Source organism: Algoriphagus winogradskyi (assembly GCF_900182815.1).
GTDB lineage: Bacteria > Bacteroidota > Bacteroidia > Cytophagales > Cyclobacteriaceae > Algoriphagus > Algoriphagus winogradskyi.
In genome coordinates, this window is the sequence record NZ_FXUA01000003.1 from 362,194 (window position 1) to 382,696 (window position 20,503).

The window sequence follows — 20,503 nt, forward strand, 5'->3', positions numbered from 1 at the left end:
TTTAGACAATGGTTTCTTTATGTAATAAAAAATTCAATTGATAAAAACTATGACTCTTATGGAGACTATTATAAAAGCCTTCAACATTTACATAGTTAGTGCCTTTTCAAATTATCAAATATTCTGGAAACAAGCTACTTTTAACGTGATTGAAGCCCGCTTCAATTTGCCGATTTTGTTGAGTTTTCGCTAAAAGGTAGTATTTTGAAAATGTTAAATCTTTGGGATTTGACAGTTTGTAGTTTTTTAAGTCTTCTTGTCTCAATTTAATTTAAATTCAATCTAATATGGTAACACCGCTCATTATTATAGGAATCGTCTTACTGCTGGGAGTTATTCTCGTCGGAATTTTCAACCGTTTTGTAAAAAACAAAAACACTGTGAAGGATGCATGGAGCAACATAGATGTAGCTCTCAAAAGAAGATATGATCTAATTCCAAATTTAGTAGAAACGGTAAAAGGCTATGCAAGCCATGAAAAGGACACCCTTGAAGCAGTGATCCAAGCAAGAAATGCAGCTATGGCTGTTCCTTCAGATGATATTAATAAGCAAATTCAAGCTGAAAATCAGCTTCAAAAAACACTCAGAAGCATCTTTGCTTTAAGTGAAGCTTATCCGGACCTGAAAGCCAACACCAACTTTCTGCAGCTACAGGATAAACTCAATGAAATCGAAGAAAATCTAGAGAGATCCAGACGATATTACAATGGAACAGTTCGGGAGAATAATACCTATGGCGAAAGCTTCCCTGCAGTACTTGTAGCAGGCATGTTTAATTATCAGCATTTTGATTACTTCGAAGCTGAGCCAGAAAGCCGGGAAAATGTGAAAGTGAGTTTTAATTAACCAATATTTTTCTCAATCATTCAAGTTGCATTGCTTTCTTTGCTCTTCAGGCTAAATGCCCGAAGTAGGGTGACCGATGCACACCAAAATCCAGTTTGTAGCTTTGTTTTTATGCTATTGGCAATAGATTTTCAAATTCGAAGGAGCGCCAAATCATTGATTATTGATCAACTTTCCTTCTCATTTTCCATGAGATTTTTACAAGTTCATGAGCATTAGTATGAAAAAAATCGCCTTTCTATTTCTCTTATTTTTTGCGCAGCTAGAAGCCTTTTCACAAGATTTTAGTGTCACTTCCTATTCAGTGGATATTACTATTCACGAGGAAGGATACTTCGATGTGGTAGAGAAATACAACCTTAATTTCGAAGTGCCAAAGCATGGAATTTTTAGGGATATTCAGTTGGCTTATGACTTGCAAACTGAAGAAGGCGAGCTGGAAAAACGTCAACTAAAACTCAGTCAAATCGAGGTCCCTGGATACAAATTTGATGCACCTTCAGCATTTGGACAAAAATATTCTGATAACGCCCGAATTAAAATCGGTGATGCAAATGTGACCTTGGAAGGTCCTCAGCAATATGAAATCCGGTATAGAGTGGAGAATGCTTTCCTTTTTGAATCAGAAGCAATCCAATTCTATTGGAATATCAAGCCGAGTGACTGGTATGCTCCTTTTAATAAAATAGATTTTCAGGTTCACCTTCCCAATGGAGTTTCTCTTCAGAAAGATGATTATTTCTTGTATTCAGGTACCATTGGATCGAATGTTCCCACAAATGACTTTGAGACCAGCTATGCAAATGGAATTTACTCGGGTAGTAGCAAGGAAGGCATAGTTTCCTCGGGAGGAGAAGCAGTGACGGTTTTGCTGAAATTACCACTGCGAAGCATTAAAGAAATCAAGCCACTCTGGCCTTTCTGGACAGACTACGGCTGGACTCTGATTCTTCCTTTTGTCTATTTTGGGTTCTATTCCATCTGGAAAAAACATGGAAAAGACGATCATGTAACAACCACAACTAGTTATTATCCACCTCCAGGCATGGATCCAGCTATGGTGGGTTTCTTGATCGATGACTCTGGAGATACTGTTGACTTGATCTCTTTGATTCCATTCTGGGCATCTCATGGCTACCTGACTATTGAGGAGATTGATGAAAAGGGTTGGTTTGCAAAAGATGACACCAAGCTCACCAAGTTGAAGGAAATTGAAGCAGATGCGCCATTATATCAGCGCCAATTATTTAATGGTCTATTTGCCAGCAAAACAGAAGTTCTCGTCAGCAGCCTCAAGGAAAAATTCTACACTACCATGAGTACCGCAAATGGGAGTTTGAAAGATGCCGCTCAATTATATTATGTCAATAAATCCCGTAAAATCAAAAATTACACCATTATCGGATTGATACTATTGATGTTCATTCTAGTCCCTGTTTTCTTATTTTTCTGGGGAATACTTGCAGCCATAGCAATGGGTGTGTCTGGTTTATTTTTATTGATCATGAGCCAGTTTTTGATCAAGAAAAACAAAGAAGGAACTATGATTTTGTCTGAGCTGAAAGGCTTCAAGCAGTTCATCAAAGTAGCCGAGGAAAACAAGCTCAAAATGCTACTCCAGGAAGATCCCACCTATTTCGAAACTACGATGAGCTACGCCCTAGCTTTTGGGATGTTTGATAAATGGGCGAAGAAATTTGAAGGCTTGAATTTGCAACCACCAACTTGGTATTACTCCTCCACAGGAAGGATGATGACGATGAATCATTTCTCCAAATCATTCAACAATTCCATAAAATCCACTCAATCTTCTATGGTCAGTTCCCCATCTAGCTCTGGAGGTTCTGGTGGTGGTGGCTCATCTGGCGGTGGCTTCGGCGGCGGCGGTGGCGGAAGCTGGTAGTTAAACACATTGTTTCCCAAGATTGATCCTATTTTCATACTCTATACCTGTTGCTATATCAACTTTGATATAACGGATGGAAGACCGATGACCGAAGACCGAAGTGACCTCAATGCTAATGTTTCCCGAATCTTTTGATCCTTTTAGGACTTTCTTAGTTTAATAGCGGATATCTATTGTTGATCTGAGACTTTAAGAAATATTTGAAGATCCTGTAGAAACTATTCGGACAATTAATGACCAGAAAAATATTCAGAATTGAAAATTTGGCTAGATGGTAATAATTTCAGGAAATCAAACTTAGATGAAATTGAGCTTGACGAAAGATGGTTAAACAGAAATTAATCATTCAATTAAGCTCTCAAATTTCAAAAAAACCAAATTATAAAGACGTGAAATCGAGCATGATCCCGTACGTACGGGATCACACACTTAGATTATTATCGTATGCGAAATTCCATGTGGCCATTAAAAATCAAATTATAATCACATGAAAAACTCTGTATTTATAGCTACCACTTTAGACGGTATGATTGCAGGAAAAAATGATGAGTTGGACTGGCTTTCTACTTTTCCGGAAATCGACCAAATCGACACAGGTTTTAATGACTTCACTTCCCGCATGGATGCGCTTTTAATGGGAAGAAATACTTTTAAGGTGGTTTCAGACTTTGAGGGAGAATGGTTTTACACCAAGCCTGTTTTTGTGTGGAGCAGTTCCATGACCGAGATTCCAGAAAAATTTAAAGGGAAAGCTTTTCTTGTCAAGGGAAGTATCACAGAAGTACTTTCAGAAATACACGGCAAAGGCTTTCAAAACCTTTACATCGATGGAGGAAGGACCATTCAGAGCTTTCTGAAAGAAGACTTAATCGACGAAATGATTATTACAACAATTCCAGTTTTACTAGGATCCGGAGTTCCTCTGTTTGCTGATTTACCCAAGCAATTGATTTTTAAATGCGTCAAATCAACGCTGTTTATGGACAAAGTTGTGCAAAACCATTTCGTTAGAGTCAAGTAATTCAAAGTGCACTATACCAAATAAACCGTAGCGCATCCTTCACAGCTGTCGGGAGCGCCGACGCGAGACATAAAACCTCCTCAAATCACCTCGTCGTCCATCCCCCATCTATAGTTACGAAGAAGTATTTACCACAAACCAAAAATTAACCTGATCAAATTTTGCGATTAGATTCCTTCCAAGTAAACTGGTTCATATGAATAGAGTACACTTCCAAAAAGTGCTTCTATCAAGAATTTAATGGACGTCTTTCAAGGATAACCTAGCTAATAGTTGAATCCCCTATATAGGACACAGATATTCAGCCTTAAAATTATCATCGTTGCTTATCCATTTGTATTTGAGCCTATTAAGAACCATGTGTTACACCAACTTAAGGGTAGAACCAAGAACTTTGATGATGACACGATCTTGACTAAAGTGAATAATTCTTTTAGTTAGGAAAGCCAAGTAGCAAACAATCCCTTGCTGAACGCCTATCTCTATACATAGAAGAGGCTGTTCCCGCTTTGGAAACAGCCTCTTCTTGCTAGATTTTAGATTCCTATTCTTCCACTCTTTTCAATACCCAAGTGGATGGCACTGCCGGAATGTGATCAGGATCAATAATTCGTTTTGGACCCACAAAACTTGGGAAATTCCAAATTAGATTTCCCCCTTGAAAGACTGGTTCAATGGTAACACCTTTTGTTTTCTCATAAATTTGAAAACCTCCAATTATTCCTTTTCCATTGGAAGAGAAAATAACTGGTGGAGTTCTAACAGGGTTTTTTGTGAGAAATATTTCATTGAAATCAAACTTATCCTTGGAATGTAGGAATTCAACAAATTCTAGATCATTATGAACAAGGTTGCCGTCCACAATCAATTTGATGTAGCCAAGCACAAATTGTTTCTCTGTTTCTGAAACTTTTACTTCTTTAAACACTAGAGTAACTGTAAAGTCAATTCTCTCATCTTTATAAAACCAAGTCCCTTCTAAATCTGTTAGCTTTTCTTCATTTTTGGGATTTTGAGCGAATATTGGGCTAGCAGCTAGTGTAAAAACTATTGTTAAATAGATTGTAATATAATTTAGTACTTTCATAATTAATTGCAATTTAGTGTTACGATATTGGTTCCTTGTCGATTAGTTCCAATTTTGTTCCAGGAGTTAAAATTTGATAACTCACCTTTAGATAAGGTAAGTCCACAACCTGGTGCATTAAGAAAATTAATTAATCCTAATTCATTCTGTAAAGTAGAATTTGTAGAGTTAACAGAGCAACTGGTTTTTGAATGCATCAAATCAATAACCTTATTAGACAAAGTCGTGCAGAACCATTACGTCAGGTTAAGATAAAATCACCTCGCCGTCCATCCTCCATCCACAGTCAGCATGGAACCCACCATGTAGCTCGCTGCATCTGAAGCCAAGTAAATCGCAGCACCCTGAATTTCTTCCAACTTACCCCATCTACCTAGTGCTGTAGCTCCGACGACGAACTTCTTTCCTTCTTCAGTATCTGCAATTGGCAAATTCATTTCTGTCAAAAATGGTCCAGGACAAATTGCATTCACATTGATATTGAATGGGGCAAACTCCAATCCAAGCGCCCGGGTCATCTGAACCACTGCGCCTTTGCTGGAAGTATAGGGAGTTCTATTTGATAAACCGACCAATCCCAAAGTACTTGCTAGGTTGATAATACTTCCCTTACCGGCTTTTTTCATGTGAGGTGTTACAGCCCTACAGCAAAGCCAAGTTCCGGTCACATTGATGTCCATCACTTTCTGAAAATCCTCCAAGGTTAATTCATCTATTGCACCTCGAATATTGATTCCAGCGGAGTTAATCAAGACATCTATTTTCCCAAAAGCATCAAAGGCAGCTTTAGCCATCGCTTCTGTCTGCTCTTTATTCACTACATCTGCTTCAAAAGCTATAGCCTTCACGCCATAGAGTTCGGCAATCCTCTGAGCTGATTCCTCTCCCTCTTTCAGCGTTCTACTGACCAACATCACATTTGCGCCAGCCGAGGCAAGTCCCTCTGCCATGGCTAAGCCGAGTCCTTTGGATCCGCCGGTGATGATGGCAGCTTTTCCACTTAGGTCAAAAAGCTTAATTCCGGGTAATTTCTGTGACATGATGTTGATGTGGTATATAGGTTAACGGTCAATTATCGATTATACTTTCACTCATAAATTCTAATTCACTAAACCAAGCCTAAGATATTTCGGCTATAATTCAGACAAGACACCACGTTTTGTTCTTCGTAGGCCAACTTCTCTTCGGCACTTAGGCCCCTTACATTTGGAAGCTCTCCAGAATAGAGGTTTTCATTTATCTTACGAAGTACTTTTGCAGTATTCTTTGCAGAAACATCTTCAAAAGTAGCCCAATACTCATCAGTCAAATAAGGGATTTCCAAAGGGTTTCTGGTAATCATCTCCAATGAAAAGGTAAGCGAAGGATTGAATTTCCTGCACCAGTCGACTCCAGCTTTCAAATCAACAATTCCTTCGCCAAGTGGCACTTCGGAAAGTAGAAATCCATCCTTATAGTTTTTCACCCCCATATCTTTCACATGAGTGGAAAAGGTATAAGGAGCCAAGGTCTTTATGACTTCCATCGGATCTTCCAGAAAAGATATGTTATTTCCAAAATCTAAGGTAACTCCCACCCATTCGCTGCCAAGAGTTTGGATGATCGCTTCGAGTTCCTTAGCATGCCAGTCCTTATGATTTTCTATAGCTAGCTTCATTTTATGCTTTCGCACAATGGGTTCAGCTAATTCTATAGACTTCAGCGCCTTTTCTTTGAAGGCTATAAACCCCTCAGCAGTTTTAAAATCCACATATCTCCTACCACTAAGGCATGCCGTACGAAGAACAGTAGCTCCAGCTTCTTTGGCAGCTAATACCTCAGACTCAAATTTTGAAATTTCATCACCTGACTTAGGAAGCCCAATACTTCCTTCCAGATATAAGTCTAGCTTTTCTCTTCTATCTCTTACTTTTCTAGCAAAATCCTGTGCCCAACCACTTACTATAACTTGTACGCCACCAGCACCGATTTGCTTACAATGCTCCATCATTTCTATCGCATCGGCAAAACCCGGATACTTTTGACTGCCATCCTTCGAATGCCACCTAGCTCCATAGGAATGCACTACCACTCCCATTGGTACAACCTTTAAGTCATCTGGCATAGCTGGTAGAGAAAAAGTCAGTGCCATTGCCCCAAGCCCAGCAGTCTTTATGAAATTCCTTCGGTCTGAATTGTAGCTCGAAAGACTGGGGTTAGAACTGATCATAACTTACGGATTTGGGGCTTCCACAGGAGGTAATGACTCTATGTACTCATCTAGTTCGTCCGCTTTCCACGGGTAGACTCTTCCTTGAGTAGACACCCGGGTTTTACCAATGGTACGACTCGAAATGGGTGAAGCTTTATTGCCCCACTCATTTCTAATATAAGTCAAAATCGCTGCAATGCTTCCATCATCCATGGTGGAATGTGCAGGCATAACTGGGAGAATATCCGGAGCATCATAGGTTTTGCCAGCTACTTCCACTGGACCTTCCAACCCATGTAACAAGATCATCGCGAGCCTAGCTTCGTTACCTAAAACCCACTCAGATCCAACTAAAGGAGGTCCCATTCTAGGAGCACCTGCTCCATCTGAACCATGGCATCCTGCGCAAGTCACCAGGAATTTCTGTCGACCATCAGCAAATTGCTCAAGTGCTTTTTCATCCAACTGATTGGCAACAAGCTTCACTTCGGAAGGAGTATAGCCAGGCCAAGCAAACATTCGCTTCAGCATCTCCACTCGACTTTGATCAATCGGCAGATCAGTTCTATTGAAAAATGACGGCTCTGAAGATAACAGAATAGGCTTCCGATCTTTGAGGCTAGCCGCCTGAATGGACATTCCTGAGATCAGGATATTTTCCTTCCAGCCTAGTTCTTTTTCGTCTGCCAAAGCCAATAAACCTTTTACTTCTTTTTGATCTCCATTTTTGATAATTGCACTGGCTAGTGTTTCAAGAAAAATCTCTTTGGTCTGACCTTTAACTTTCCAGTCTTCGGATTGCCAAAGCTTCTGTAGGAAATCATATTCCCTTCCGCCCAAACTACTCATCATCGCATCGCGAATTAAAGGATCATCACCGTATTTGGTGAAAATAACAGAAAGCACATGTTCATATTCCGAAGACTCCAATACATAACTACTCAGCGAAAGTTGCAGTGCTTCCTGTGAGGTGGAAGAATCAGCTACCTTTTCCATAGCCTCAGTAAGTCTAACTTTGGTTGCATTAGACTGCAATGCAAATGGCTCCAATAATCTAAGAGCTGTACTTTGAATCAATCCTGAAGAATTTTCGAAGATTGATAAAAGGAAATCTGCTGAGAGCAGGTTTAGTCCTTCCAAGGTCCACAATGCATGAAATCTTCCTAGTTCGGTGGACTTTGAATCAGCCACGAGCTCCATTAACTTCGCTTTTACACTTGTATCATTCCGCTCCACCAAGAGTCTCTGAGCCATATCTCTATACCAGCCATCACTATTTGAAAGAAATGCGATCAATTCATCATTGCTATTCTTTGAAAGCTTTGGCTGTACTACTTTACTTTTACCCTTGGGCACTATTTTCCAAATTCGACCTAGATGAACTGGCATCTCCAATCCTCTCCCGATTGTTTGCTCCCGTAAATAAGGCGTCAAATATTCACCGTGCTGAATCAAACCACGGTACATATCTGCGATGTATAGTGCACCATCCGGCCCAGTTGCAAAGTCAACAGGTCTAAAACGCTCATCAGTTGATGCTAAAAATTCAACTCCCGAGTGTGGATCTTTTCCTTCCAAAACATTGCCGGTTTGGCTGATGATGTTTCGCTTCACCAAATTACCGGCAGGTTCAGCGACGAAGGCATTTCCGTAATACTCCTGAGGAAAAAGTCCAGCTCTATAAATCCATGGAGAACAGGCTGCAGTAAACTCCATCAAGCGCTGGTCATCGCTTAGGACTCCAGGAATATAGCCTCGATTGACTGCTGGCGTCTGACGAATAGGGAAAACACTTCGCTCCATGCTGACGCCGTAATCAATTCCTATAGTTGGAGAATGATTGGGATTGCGAGAAAGGTAGTTTGGTGGAACCAAATCCACATGTAACGGCGACCAATTGTAATTATAAAATAAGCGGCCTTGATCGTCATGACTGATGCCCCACTGACCACGAAACTCCGTAGTATCTCTAATCCATTCGCCATCCTGGTATTTATATCTCAGCCTGGATTTAGCGTTGTAATACCAATTATCAACATTTCTAAGCAAGCCATTATCCGAATGCTCAGGATTACCAGAAGATGCATAAGTTGAATCCAGTGAAACTTTTGTATCAGCTTTCAGGTCGCCATCCAGATCTTTGGTAACCCAAAGTGCTGTGTTTTCAGACACCAAAACCCCATCTGCAAAAAAACCGAGTGCTCGAGGCATGATCAAACTATCAAGATAAATTGTGCTTTTATCCATCACCCCATCTCCATCCTCATCTTCCAGCACCGAAATCCTCCCGATAGGTTTATCTTCCTCCGATCCAAGCGTGTCAGTCATGAATCCACGCATCTCAATTACCCAAAGACGCGAATCTTCATCAAATGTGATAAAAACCGGATCCTCAACCATAGGTTCGGCGGCAACTAACTGGATTTGAAATCCCTCCTCTAATTGGAAAGTCTCTAATTCTTCTTCAGCAGACTGGGCGGGAGAAGGGTTTGAAGGGTCTTCTTGTACTGATTTGGAACAAGAAAACAAGGTTATTGCTATCAAAAAAGACGAAGCAATACGAATAATCGACATACTACAAATTGGTATTTTGGGTTTGAGCTGAGAGCGCTTAAAGTCGCTAACCTCTAATATCTTGGCTAGTCAACTTAAGACAGATACAATTTTAAACATATTACTTACTTACGCAAGAAAGAATTAATTCAATGGCTTGATTATTCATTGCTGACCCAATGAAAATTTTAACAGACATAATGGGTATATTCATTTTCAACTTTTAAAACGTCAAAATGAAGAAAAACATACTACTAGTTGCAATCCTATTTCTGTTTTCATTTTATGTTATCAAAAAAGAAGTTTGGGAAAAGCGCGCTCCAACTTCGGTAACACTCATCAAATCAGAACTTTCTTGGAATGGAGATTCCTTGCCCAACTACCCTACTTCCAATCCAGAAATTTCTATTCTAAAAATCACCATTCCAGCACATTCTGAACTTCCTCTTCATTATCATCCAGTCATCAATGCGGGTGTACTTCTGAAAGGAGAGCTTTTTGTAATCGATGAAGATGGAAATGAGCTGACAATGAAAGCAGGCGACCCAATTGTGGAAGTAGTGAACAAAAAGCATTTAGGTAGAAATCTAGGCGATGAAGATGCAGAGATAATTGTCTTTTATGCTGGAAGTGCAGGGATGAAGATTACTGAAAAAGTGCAATAGTAATTTCCAAGCCTTAACTTTGACCAAAATATAAATTCATGAACTTTTCAGATTTAGGACTTTCCAAGCAGATACTTGAAGCAATCACCAAAGCCAACTATGATAGCCCCTATCCTATTCAGATAAAAGCTATTCCGGCTATTTTGCAAAAAAAGGATGTACTAGGAATAGCCCCAACAGGATCTGGAAAGACAGCTTCTTACATCCTCCCCATTCTCCAAAGACTTCAGGAAAAGCCTATTAACAAGGGTAGAATGATCCCGATTTTAGTGCTTGTCCCAACCCGTGAACTAGCAAGTCAGGTGGCAGAAGTGACTGAGAATTTCGCTAGATTTTTATCTCGACCTGTCAAGGCACTGGCCGTTTTCGGAGGTGTTTCTATCAATCCGCAGATGATGAAAATCTACGGAACAGATATCTTGGTTGCTACTCCCGGACGATTGCTTGATTTGCTTTCTAAAAATTCTCTAAATCTGAATCAAGTTGAAATTCTGGTATTGGATGAAGCCGACAAGGTATTGAATATGGGATTCAAAGAGGAAGTGGATCTGATTTTAGAAAAACTACCAAAGAAGCGCCAGAACATACTTTTCTCTGCAACTACTGAAGAATCTGTAGAAGGACTGATCGACGAAATGCTTCATGATCCTGTTCGGATTGCTGCTGAGCCAGATACCGTTTCTCCTGATCTTATCGAGCAGTATGCTTACCGAGTTCCGATGGAGCAAAAAGGCCCTTTTCTCCGATATTTGATCAATTCTGGTGATTGGTCACAGATTTTGGTTTTTGCTTCCTCCATCAGAGCAGCGAATAACATCGTCACCAAACTCAACAAAAACGGAATCGATGCATTGGCTTTTCATGGAGACAAAAGCCAAGGCGCTAGAACTGAAGCTTTGCATCGTTTCAAATCCGGAAAAACAAGGATTCTTGTTGCGACAGATTTGGCAGCCAGGGGAATTGATATCAAGTTTTTGCCCCTGGTCATCAATTATGAATTACCGCGGTCACCGAAGGATTATGTGCATAGAATCGGGAGAACAGGTCGTGCCGGAGCAACTGGAGAGGCTATTTCCTTGATAGCTGAAGAAGATTTGCACCACTTCAAAATCATCCAAAAGAAGATGAAAAAGCATGTGCAGCTGAGAAGTATAGATGAGATTGATTTTTAGGCTGACAATTTACCCTAGCAATGACGTAGGAAGATTTGAGGATCGTCGTAGAATCGTAGAGTTTTATGGTTATTGATCGTGCCTTTGGCACTCATAAAATCATCCAACTCTATTTCAACCCAGAATTTCATTCTGGGCTTCTATTGACCTTGCCGATGGCAAGGGGCTCAACTTATTTGAGAGTACCAACTCAAAAAAATGGTTTCTCATTTACTAGTGCCTCATCTATTTTTGGCAATGATCACTTCAAACCTGTCAGTAGGTGTGATGCCCAATTTTTCCATGATCATTTGTGTCAAAGGCACGAGCCATATTTTAAACGAATTCGATTCATAGCATAGCTTTTCGACTTAGATAACCTACTTTAGAATATCATCAAGCATTAACTAAAGTCTAATGAATATCCAACGCACCTTTTTTATTCTTTTACTTTTCGCTTCACAGCTCAGCTTTGCCCAGCAAAACTCGCAAGCTCCAAATGTCATCCTAATTATCACCGATGATCAGGGCTATGGGGATTTGGCGGTAAATGGCAATCCACATATCAATACACCTGCAATTGATGCTTTTGCGGCTGAGAGTGTAAGGTTTACCAATTTCTATGTTTCTCCAGTTTGTGCTCCTACCCGGGCGAGCTTGATGACTGGAAGATATTCCTTGCGAACCGGTGTTCGGGACACATATAATGGTGGTGCGATGATGGCAAGCAGTGAAATCACCATTGCGGAGCTGTTGAAATCAAATAATTATAAAACTGGAATCTTTGGAAAATGGCATTTGGGAGATAATTATCCTATGCGACCGAGCGACCAGGGCTTTGATGAATCCTTGATTCATCTTTCGGGCGGAATGGGGCAAGTCGGAGATTTTACCACTTATTACCAAGGCGATCGAAGCTATTTTGATCCGGTGCTTTGGCATAATAACGAGCAAGAAAGTTATGTAGGTTACTGCTCAGATATTTTCGCAGCCGAAGCGATCAAGTTTATTGAGAAAAATAAGGACACTCCCTTTTTCACCTATTTGGCCTTTAACGCCCCACATACCCCACTCCAGGTCCCTGATGAGTATTATCAAAAGTATATGGACGTCGATCCTTCAGCTGGCTTTGGAACTGACGAAAAGCCCTTCTATCCCATGTCTGAAAAAGACAAAGAGGATGCTCGAAAGGTCTATGCTATGGTGGAAAATATCGATGATAATCTAAAAAAGCTTTTTCAAAAGCTAGAGGATCTGGGAATTGAGAAAAATACTATTGTCATTTTTATGACTGATAATGGCCCACAGCAGCAGCGATATGTAGCAGGACTTAAAGGCCGTAAAGGCAGTGTTTTTCAAGGTGGTGTGAAAGCTCCCTTTTTCATCCGATATCCTGAAGGTTTTAGTGGCAACAAAGAAGTCACTAACCTTTCAGCACATTTGGACGTGTTACCGACTCTAGCGGATCTCTGTGGATTTGAGTTGCCAAAAGACCGGAAAATAGATGGTCAAAGTATGGTGCCCTTGATTAATGGCGAAAATACTTCAATCAACGACCGAAGTTATTTTACGTATTGGACTAGAAAATATCCTGAGCTTTACCAAAATATTTCCATCCAAAAAGCGGGCTGGAAGTTAGTGGGCAATACGGAATACAACTCAGAAAGCGAAAAATTCAACTTATACAACCTGTATGAAGACCCCTATGAGCTAAATAATCTTTCTTCAAAAAATTCATCAAAAGCAAAGGAATTGAAATCCGAAATGGATGCGCTCTACTTGGAGCTAATCAATGAGAAAAACCAAAAAAATCCTCCACTCATACATGTTGGAAGTACAGCCGAAAACCCAATTTTTCTAAATAGAAATGATGCTGCAGGTGAGCGGGGAATTTGGGCGCAGGAGGATGTATTTGGTTATTGGAATGTAAAGGTCGAGCCTGGCGTATATGACATACGCGTGAAATTTATCAAACCAGTTCCGCCCCAAGGAAGAATGACCATTGAAACTTCCAACTATGCCAACATCGCTATTGATAAATCAAGCGAAGACGTGGACATATTTGAAATGAAAGGAGTCTCTCTCCAAGCTACCGAAGGGCAGTTACTGCCTTTTTATGAAGTGGATGGGCAACGATATTTCCCTTTTTGGGTTGAACTTGAGAAAAAATAACTAACCCAAATACAATAAGAGGCCTACTTGCAAGAACATTAAAGATGAGTTATCTCAGCTGATTTATCTCCTTAGCCTTGAGTTTGATTTATTTCTCAGTTTAGCATAGAAAAAATGAAAATTGCAGAAAAGGATCAAATTAACTCAACATGCATTCTTTGGTGAATTTGTAAACATTCAAAATAATCCAATTGAATCCAGTTACATGTTAACAAAATCTATTCAGATTAATGATTTTTCAACACACTACAATTTACCCTGATTATTCCATAAAAAAATAACCAGATATTTACGAACTCATTAACATCTCCCCCTGTTTACCTCAGATACTCCGAGTTTTAAGATCAAATAATTTTTAGGGTGGAAAAGAAATATAGCAAAACGGAATACTTTAAAATTGTCCTGGTACTAGGTGCCTTGTGTACAATCAGCCCATTTTCTATTGACATGTACCTTCCGGGGTTTCCTGAAATGGCAAGGGATCTGAATACCCCTATTTCAAATATTCAGCTTTCCTTAACCGCATACCTTGTAGGTATCGCAATTGGTCAGTTGTTTTATGGCCCTTTATTGGATAAATACGGACGCAAAAAACCTCTTTATGCAGGTTTGGCTATTTATATTTTAGCCTCTATCGGATGTGCTATGTCCCAGTCTGTAGAAAACTTGATTTTCATGCGCTTTCTCCAGGCTATCGGCGGTTGTGCAGGAATGGTATCAGCACAGGCAATTGTGCGAGACATATTCCCAGTGAAGAAAATTGCACAAGCGATGTCTTTGCTCGTTTTGGTGATCGCAGTTTCTCCTATGATCGCACCTACGTTGGGAGGCTTTGTGACCGCAGCCTACGATTGGCATTGGGTATTTATCATCCTTGCAGTACTTACAGCTATTATTTGGATTGCAACTGTAGTAATACTTCCTGCGGGTGCCCTTCCGGACAAAGAGATCTCTCTAAAACCTAAGCAGGTCTGGAAAGGCTACATAAAAGTTCTTGAAAACCGCCAGTTCTTGGTGTACATGCTTGCGGGCGGGATAGCCGGAGCTGCACCTTTTGCCTACATCGCTAGTTCAGCAGATGTATTTATGAATTTATACGGCTTGAGCGAGCATCAATTCGGTTGGATCTTCGCTATTCTGGCTTTTGCAATGATAGGGTCTACTCAGCTAAACCATATTTTGCTTCGAAAATACTCGAGTCAGCAGATCATTAATTTCTCTTTACATTATCAAGTGACAGTGGGGCTGATTTTGGTAACAGGTGTCTATTTTAATTGGTTTAACGTCTTTACGCTGATCGCTCTAATGTTTGTATTCCTAACAGCTCACGGATTAAATGGCCCAAATACTACCGCACTTTCTATGGCTCCATTTGCTAAGGCTGCAGGCTCGGCCTCTGCGATGCTGGGAAGTATGCGAATGGCAATAGGTGGAATTGTGACAGCGATAGTAAGCCTATTTCATGCTAGCACAGCATTCCCCATGGTGATGGGCATGGCAATTTGTGCAGTTGGCGGATTCATAGTTTTAAAAATGGACCAAACTATTCCAGGAACAATAAGTAGGGAACGCAATAAAGAAGCTTTTGCATCTTGAAGCCTATAAAACCTAAAGCCGGTGTTCGTAATGAATTCCGGCTTTTTACTTCTAGTTTGTTATAGCTTTTATCAAATCAGGATAAATCTGCTCTCTGCTATTCCGGTCAAATAGTGCAAACCCATAATCGCCAGCATATCCATTATCCCAATAGAAGGGCACCAATCCATGCGCTGTCATACTTTTAGTCACGTAGCTATGATAATCAATCAGAAAGCTGTAATTCTCCGCAGCTTTCTTCTGGATAGCCCCATATTCTCCTATCAAAACAGGAATGCCTTGGTCGATGAATTTGATTTTCATCTTTAGGAACTGTGCGTCGACATGTGCCTCACCACCCCAAAGTGCGGTTTTTGAATGGTCAGTGGCGTTGGCTCCCCATTGGGTGATGATTTCATCCTCTCTCAAGGCAAACTCATACGGGTCGTAATAATGTGCTTCGACCATCAAACGATCCTCAGTTTCATCTAGTGGCAATTCAAAGAAATTTACCCCATGGTCAATGTTCGTATTGAACGTCTGTACGACTAAATTTCTGTAAGCATTTCTACCGCCAGTGGATCGTACGGCATCCACAAAAGTCTGATTGAAGGAATTTTGCACTTGATAATATTCAGGTTTTGGAGAACCATAATCCCCTTCTATCATCACCTCATTGGTGCCTGCAAATAATAAGTGATCGTTATAATCTCTGAAATTCAGCGCAATCTGAACCCACATTTTCTCCAAGCGATTATTCACATACTCCTGCTGCGCAAAAGTCGGCTGCATCCAGCCTTCGTCCCAGTGGATATTCATCAAGGCGTACATGTCATTATCTATCACATAATCGACCACTTCCTGCACTCTAGCCATCCATTCCGGATCAATTGTAAATTCCGTAGCATTTGAAAATTTACTCCAAGCCACTGGAATTCTTACAGAATTAAAGCCAGCTGCTTTTACAGCATCTATTAATTCTTTAGTCACTTTTGGATTTCCCCACGCTGTTTCCCCTCCTATTGCTTCGAGGGAATTACCCAAATTCCATCCTTTTCCCATTTCAGCTGCCAATTCCAAACTGGAAATTTCACGCATGCCTGTATTATCTGCCGGGATGTAATAATCAGGAAATTGAGGTTCACCTGCCTCCTGTGTTATTTTAATTGGCTGGATGATGACTCCAAACCTTATATTTAGGACCGTCGTTCGTATTTCATTCGCATAATTTGCTGCTGTTGTTATGGAAATTTTAGCATTTCCGTTGCCCTGGTTTGGGATTACGGTAATCCATGATGCATTCATCTCCACTTGCCATTGTTGATTACTTGTCAAAGTAACCTCCAAAGTTTTTTCAGCCGGCCCAAATTGGAGCTCAGTGGTAGATACTAGAAAAGTGACGGGGTCTTCTTTCTCCCCGCAGGAGAAAAGTATAAGTGAAAGAACGAACAGTCGTACCAAAAACTTAAATGGGTTATTCATAGGGTTTAGTTTCATCCTTCCAAAACTATTCAATCCTGTACTCTACGAAGGGGGGTAAATGTTAGCGAAAAGGGATTCATTTGTTATTAACGCTTGCACTAGCATATTGAAAACCTTGTTTATTCCTATTCTTTAAGCAAAGGAATAATCCCTACTTTTGCGATTCTATTACCAGTACACCTCATGAGCAACTCAAACCTTGCAGTAAGAACAGTAATTTTTAGTATGCTTGGAAATATTGCTCTGGCTGCAATAAAATTTCTGGCTGGCATCTTTGGAAACTCCTATGCGCTGATAGCTGATGGAATAGAGTCAGTAGTTGATGTTTTTTCTTCTATACTAGTCCTTTTTGGGTTAAAGTACTCTTCAAGACCAGCAGATGAAAATCATCCCTATGGGCATGGAAAAGCTGAACCCCTGATTACGTTTTTGGTTGTAGTTTTTCTGATTGTTTCTGCAGGTACGATCGCCTGGCAGGCCTATCAGCATATCATCACTCCGCACCAGTCGCCCGAAACCTTTACACTCTTCGTGTTGGCAGGAATTATTATCTGGAAAGAATCCTCTTTTCATGTAGTGATGAGAAGGAGTAAAAGATTGAAAAGTAGTTCGCTCAAAGCTGAGGCTTGGCATCATCGAAGCGATGCGATAACTTCTGTTGCGGCATTTATCGGAATTACAATAGCGCTCTTTGGAGGAGATGGCTATGAAGTCGCTGATGACTACGCTGCGCTTTTTGCTGTGGCTTTTATCCTTTTCAACTGCTACAAAATCTTCCGGCCGGCACTTGGTGAGGTGATGGATGAAAACAACTACGAAGAATTGACCGAGCATATCCGCACTGTATCCTTGACTGTTCCGGGTGTAAAAGGGACCGAAAAATGTTTTATCAGGAAGGCAGGAATGGAATATCATGTAGATCTTCATGCCCTAGTAATCGGTGATTTGACGGTAACAGAAGGGCACAAAATTTCTCATCTGCTCAAAGACAAACTATGTGCTGAGATACCTGAATTGGGTAATGTGCTAATCCATATCGAGCCTTTTTAATACTTCATACTCTTGGTTTCAAATTGATTGGACTAGAAAATGTGGTAGAATTCAACAAAAGCACAATACATAAAGTAACTTATTTCGGTACACTATTGCTAGCCTATTCTCTTGAACAAAGCCTGTACAGCCGCTTTATCTAAGGATGGAAATTCATTCCCAACTAAAAGGGACTGAACAAGGAAGTTGGGTCATTCCGGGAAATAATACCTAAATTATAGAGTATTATAACTTTTTCAATAAACCCATTTTCCTATGAATATCTATGAAAATCTGGCCTTTGGCCATGAGAGACCCTCCGTCTGTCCTATTCAGAGGACCGAAAAAACTAATTATTTCGCAATTGGATTGCTCCACGACCAAATTCTGAAAAAGCACACTGCAAATAGTCCATCGTTACTTACAGTACTGAAGGGTGAACTTGAATTCTTCATTAACGGAAAAGTAATTCAACTCAAGGAATTTGACACGTATGACATTCCTGTATTGGTAGAGCATGAAGTAAAAGGTATAAGGGACAAAAACATTTTTACGATAGTTCAGGAAAAATAGCAGGCCAATTTAAACCTGGATCTACACTCAAATTGATCAGATTTCACCTCAAAATTAGCTCTAGGAGTATGCAAACATTACAGAAACCTACCTTCAAAATAGAATCCACTTCGATGAGAGGTTGCTTTAAACTGAGTGTTAACGGGAGAAAAATAGTGGACTTGAAATACAAAAATTGGTATTCCGGAGTCGCTGAAACCTACCTAGATCGTGAGAAAATACAACTCAAACCTAAAAACTGGTGGTCAGGTAAAATTGAGATTCTAAAGAATCATAGAAAAGTTGGCGAAATCAGTCATAATTCAAAACTTCATTTGAAAATATCGAGAGAAAATGAGGATGGGATTGAAGAAACTTATATCCTAAAAAATTCGGGGAAATGGAAATTAAAATTTGACCTTGCTTTAGAAGCCGGAGAGAGTGTAATGACATTAAGCCCAACAAACTCATTTAATAAATTAAACTTTGATGTATTTGTCCATGATGAGAATATACCTATGGAAGAATTGGCCATCTATTCAGCTTACGCATGCAAGCTGTACTACGCCTATATTTCTGCGGTTTGATGTCCATATATTACTAATCAAAAAACCAATCCAAAAACCATTTTTTGTACCTTAACACCATCGATTAATGATTACTTAATCATTAATTATCAAAAATAAGATTAACTCAAAAACCCATGAAAACCCTATTAACCTTTGCCCTTTTTCTCACAGTAACTTTAGCTTTTGCGCAAGCTGATAAGGACGTAGCATCTCAAGTAGAAAAACTACGATTAGCCTTGATTGATCCTACAGTAGCTAATCTGAGCGAGCTAAGTTCCATTCATTTAAGCTACGGTCACTCTAGCGGCAAACTCGAAAACCAAGCTCAGTTTATAGATGCTTTAGTAAGTGGAGCTTCTGATTTTGCCAAGGTTTCCTTTGAAGACCAAACTATACACGTAGAAAAAGACGTAGCGATAGTTCGCCATAATTTAGTAGCTGATGTCTTAGACGGAGGAAAATCAAACTCCATAAAAATCGGCGTTATTCTAGTTTGGCAAAAAGAAAAGGGCCAGTGGAAATTACTGGCCCGACAGGCATATAAATTGCCTTAAATCATCAAGAATTTTCTTCCTCAGGTTCTATCGGCTTTTTATGCCAATAAGAAGCTAGTATAGAACCACTCACATTCATAAAAGGCCCAAATACCGCGGGTGCAAGACCAACTGTGGCGATCTTTCCCATTTCCTTTGCTATACCAGAGGCAAGACCTCCATTTTGCATTCCCACTTCTATTGCAATGGTTCTACAATCTTTTTCGCTGAGTCTAAACAATCTACTCGCCCAATAGCCAAGCACATATCCGAAGAGATTATGAACCACAACAAGGATTATTAGAAGAGGTCCAATATCCAGCAAACTGTCTCTTCCCGCAGCTACGATCACCACCAAAATCAACGCTATGGCAGCCATAGAAATTATTGGCATAAGATCATCCAGCCACTTGGCTTTTCCACGAAGGAAATAATTAAAGAGTAGTCCTGCTCCAATTGGGATAATGACCATTTTCACAATGCTGAACATCATTTCGACAACATCGATTGCTACAAATTCGCCAGCTAACCAGCCCATCAAAAACGGGGTAACGAAAGGAGCTAATAAAGTCGTAACCGAAGTAACAGTAATTGATAATGCGAGATTAGCTCTGGCAAGGAATGCCATCACATTTGAAGCCATACCACTTGGAGAACAACCGATTAAAATCATCCCGGCAGCTATTTCAGGAGGAAAACCACTTGTTTTTGCTAGTGTATAGCCTATGAAAGGCATAATTGAAAATTGGCATAGAACGCCAATCAGCACTCCTTTGGGCATTTTGACCACACCCAAAAAGTCTTTGATGCTCATGGAAGTCCCCATTCCAAACATAATTATCTGAATCAGCGGGACAATCGATGCACTGAACTTATAACCTTTGTATTCGATGAAGTATTGTGGAAAATACAGGGCAATTGCAACCGATCCGAAGATCATCATGGAGTAGGCGTATCCACGAAGTTTGGGAATACCTAAAAATGCTATCGCACAGATAAAGAAAAAGCCAATCCATAGAAAGCCTGCCTTTGCAATGCCCGTAAAGAGCGTGATAGCGATTGCTGCTAACAATAATAAGCCGCTAAGAATAGAAAGAGCTTTGGTGATTTTTGGGTTCAAAATAAAATATTTTTAGGTGAGAGCTTTTTGAAAATGACCCGAAAACCAG

17 protein-coding genes are annotated in these 20,503 nt (G+C 40.1%); 11 read left to right on the top strand and 6 right to left on the bottom strand.

From position 1 onward, the window contains the following. Window positions 1-287 precede the first annotated feature (287 nt). The 3 genes from QOL76_RS10015 to QOL76_RS10025 all read left to right on the top strand — a co-directional run bounded on the left by QOL76_RS10015 (window position 288) and on the right by QOL76_RS10025 (window position 3,775). Entirely contained in the window at window positions 288-848 is a 561-nt protein-coding gene (locus tag QOL76_RS10015; RefSeq protein WP_283412821.1) for a LemA family protein, read from the top strand. A 220-nt stretch (window positions 849-1,068) separates the two neighbouring features. Next, window positions 1,069-2,751: a DUF2207 domain-containing protein gene (locus QOL76_RS10020; protein WP_283412822.1), complete on the top strand. Its 1,683-nt coding sequence runs from the start codon at window positions 1,069-1,071 to the stop codon at window positions 2,749-2,751. A gap of 490 nt (window positions 2,752-3,241) precedes the next feature. Further along, window positions 3,242-3,775 carry a dihydrofolate reductase family protein gene (locus QOL76_RS10025; protein ID WP_283412823.1) on the top strand — a complete coding sequence of 178 codons (534 nt, stop codon included), beginning with the start codon at window positions 3,242-3,244 and terminating at the stop codon, window positions 3,773-3,775. Between the two features lie 544 nt (window positions 3,776-4,319). On the opposite strand, the gene QOL76_RS10030 is transcribed toward QOL76_RS10025, so the two are convergent. From QOL76_RS10030 to QOL76_RS10045, 4 genes are all read right to left on the bottom strand, one after another. Continuing rightward, on the bottom strand, window positions 4,320-4,862 hold the full coding sequence (locus QOL76_RS10030) for a DUF6705 family protein (RefSeq protein WP_283412824.1): 543 nt from the start codon (window positions 4,860-4,862) through the stop codon (window positions 4,320-4,322). Window positions 4,863-5,119: 257 nt separating this feature from the next. Continuing rightward, the gene (locus QOL76_RS10035) at window positions 5,120-5,902 is read right to left on the bottom strand and encodes an SDR family NAD(P)-dependent oxidoreductase (RefSeq protein WP_283412825.1); all 783 of its coding nucleotides are present in this window, start codon (window positions 5,900-5,902) and stop codon (window positions 5,120-5,122) included. A 68-nt stretch (window positions 5,903-5,970) separates the two neighbouring features. Further along, window positions 5,971-7,071, bottom strand: coding sequence for a sugar phosphate isomerase/epimerase family protein (locus tag QOL76_RS10040; RefSeq protein WP_283412826.1), 1,101 nt, complete (start codon window positions 7,069-7,071; stop codon window positions 5,971-5,973). Window positions 7,072-7,074: 3 nt separating this feature from the next. After that, window positions 7,075-9,627: a DUF7133 domain-containing protein gene (locus tag QOL76_RS10045; RefSeq protein ID WP_283412827.1), complete on the bottom strand. Its 2,553-nt coding sequence runs from the start codon at window positions 9,625-9,627 to the stop codon at window positions 7,075-7,077. Window positions 9,628-9,842: 215 nt separating this feature from the next. Here QOL76_RS10045 and QOL76_RS10050 point away from each other — a divergent pair, with 215 nt between their 5' ends. The 4 genes from QOL76_RS10050 to QOL76_RS10065 all read left to right on the top strand — a co-directional run bounded on the left by QOL76_RS10050 (window position 9,843) and on the right by QOL76_RS10065 (window position 15,190). Next, window positions 9,843-10,271, top strand: coding sequence for a cupin domain-containing protein (locus tag QOL76_RS10050; protein ID WP_283412828.1), 429 nt, complete (start codon window positions 9,843-9,845; stop codon window positions 10,269-10,271). A 38-nt stretch (window positions 10,272-10,309) separates the two neighbouring features. Continuing rightward, a complete protein-coding gene (locus QOL76_RS10055) occupies window positions 10,310-11,443 on the top strand; it encodes a DEAD/DEAH box helicase (RefSeq protein WP_283412829.1) in 1,134 nt (377 codons plus the stop codon). 396 nt (window positions 11,444-11,839) lie between these two features. After that, the gene (locus QOL76_RS10060) at window positions 11,840-13,594 is read left to right on the top strand and encodes an arylsulfatase (protein ID WP_283412830.1); all 1,755 of its coding nucleotides are present in this window, start codon (window positions 11,840-11,842) and stop codon (window positions 13,592-13,594) included. Between the two features lie 360 nt (window positions 13,595-13,954). Beyond that, the gene (locus QOL76_RS10065; protein WP_377919205.1) at window positions 13,955-15,190 is read left to right on the top strand and encodes a multidrug effflux MFS transporter; all 1,236 of its coding nucleotides are present in this window, start codon (window positions 13,955-13,957) and stop codon (window positions 15,188-15,190) included. 51 nt (window positions 15,191-15,241) lie between these two features. Here the strand turns inward: QOL76_RS10065 and QOL76_RS10070 are convergent, their stop codons facing one another. Next, complete coding sequence (locus QOL76_RS10070) at window positions 15,242-16,651, bottom strand: cellulase family glycosylhydrolase (RefSeq protein WP_283412831.1); 1,410 nt, start codon at window positions 16,649-16,651, stop codon at window positions 15,242-15,244. A gap of 183 nt (window positions 16,652-16,834) precedes the next feature. Here QOL76_RS10070 and QOL76_RS10075 point away from each other — a divergent pair, with 183 nt between their 5' ends. From QOL76_RS10075 to QOL76_RS10090, 4 genes are all read left to right on the top strand, one after another. Further along, window positions 16,835-17,701, top strand: coding sequence for a cation diffusion facilitator family transporter (locus QOL76_RS10075; protein ID WP_283412832.1), 867 nt, complete (start codon window positions 16,835-16,837; stop codon window positions 17,699-17,701). Window positions 17,702-17,956: 255 nt separating this feature from the next. Then, on the top strand, window positions 17,957-18,253 hold the full coding sequence (locus QOL76_RS10080; protein ID WP_283412833.1) for a cupin domain-containing protein: 297 nt from the start codon (window positions 17,957-17,959) through the stop codon (window positions 18,251-18,253). Between the two features lie 68 nt (window positions 18,254-18,321). Beyond that, window positions 18,322-18,819 (top strand): hypothetical protein, encoded by a 498-nt coding sequence (locus QOL76_RS10085; protein ID WP_283412834.1) that lies wholly within the window; start codon window positions 18,322-18,324, stop codon window positions 18,817-18,819. Between the two features lie 116 nt (window positions 18,820-18,935). Then, window positions 18,936-19,355, top strand: coding sequence for a nuclear transport factor 2 family protein (locus QOL76_RS10090; RefSeq protein WP_283412835.1), 420 nt, complete (start codon window positions 18,936-18,938; stop codon window positions 19,353-19,355). 4 nt (window positions 19,356-19,359) lie between these two features. Here QOL76_RS10090 and QOL76_RS10095 read toward each other — a convergent pair whose 3' ends face one another. Beyond that, window positions 19,360-20,457: a bile acid:sodium symporter family protein gene (locus tag QOL76_RS10095; protein ID WP_377919217.1), complete on the bottom strand. Its 1,098-nt coding sequence runs from the start codon at window positions 20,455-20,457 to the stop codon at window positions 19,360-19,362. Between the last annotated feature and the right edge of the window lie 46 nt (window positions 20,458-20,503).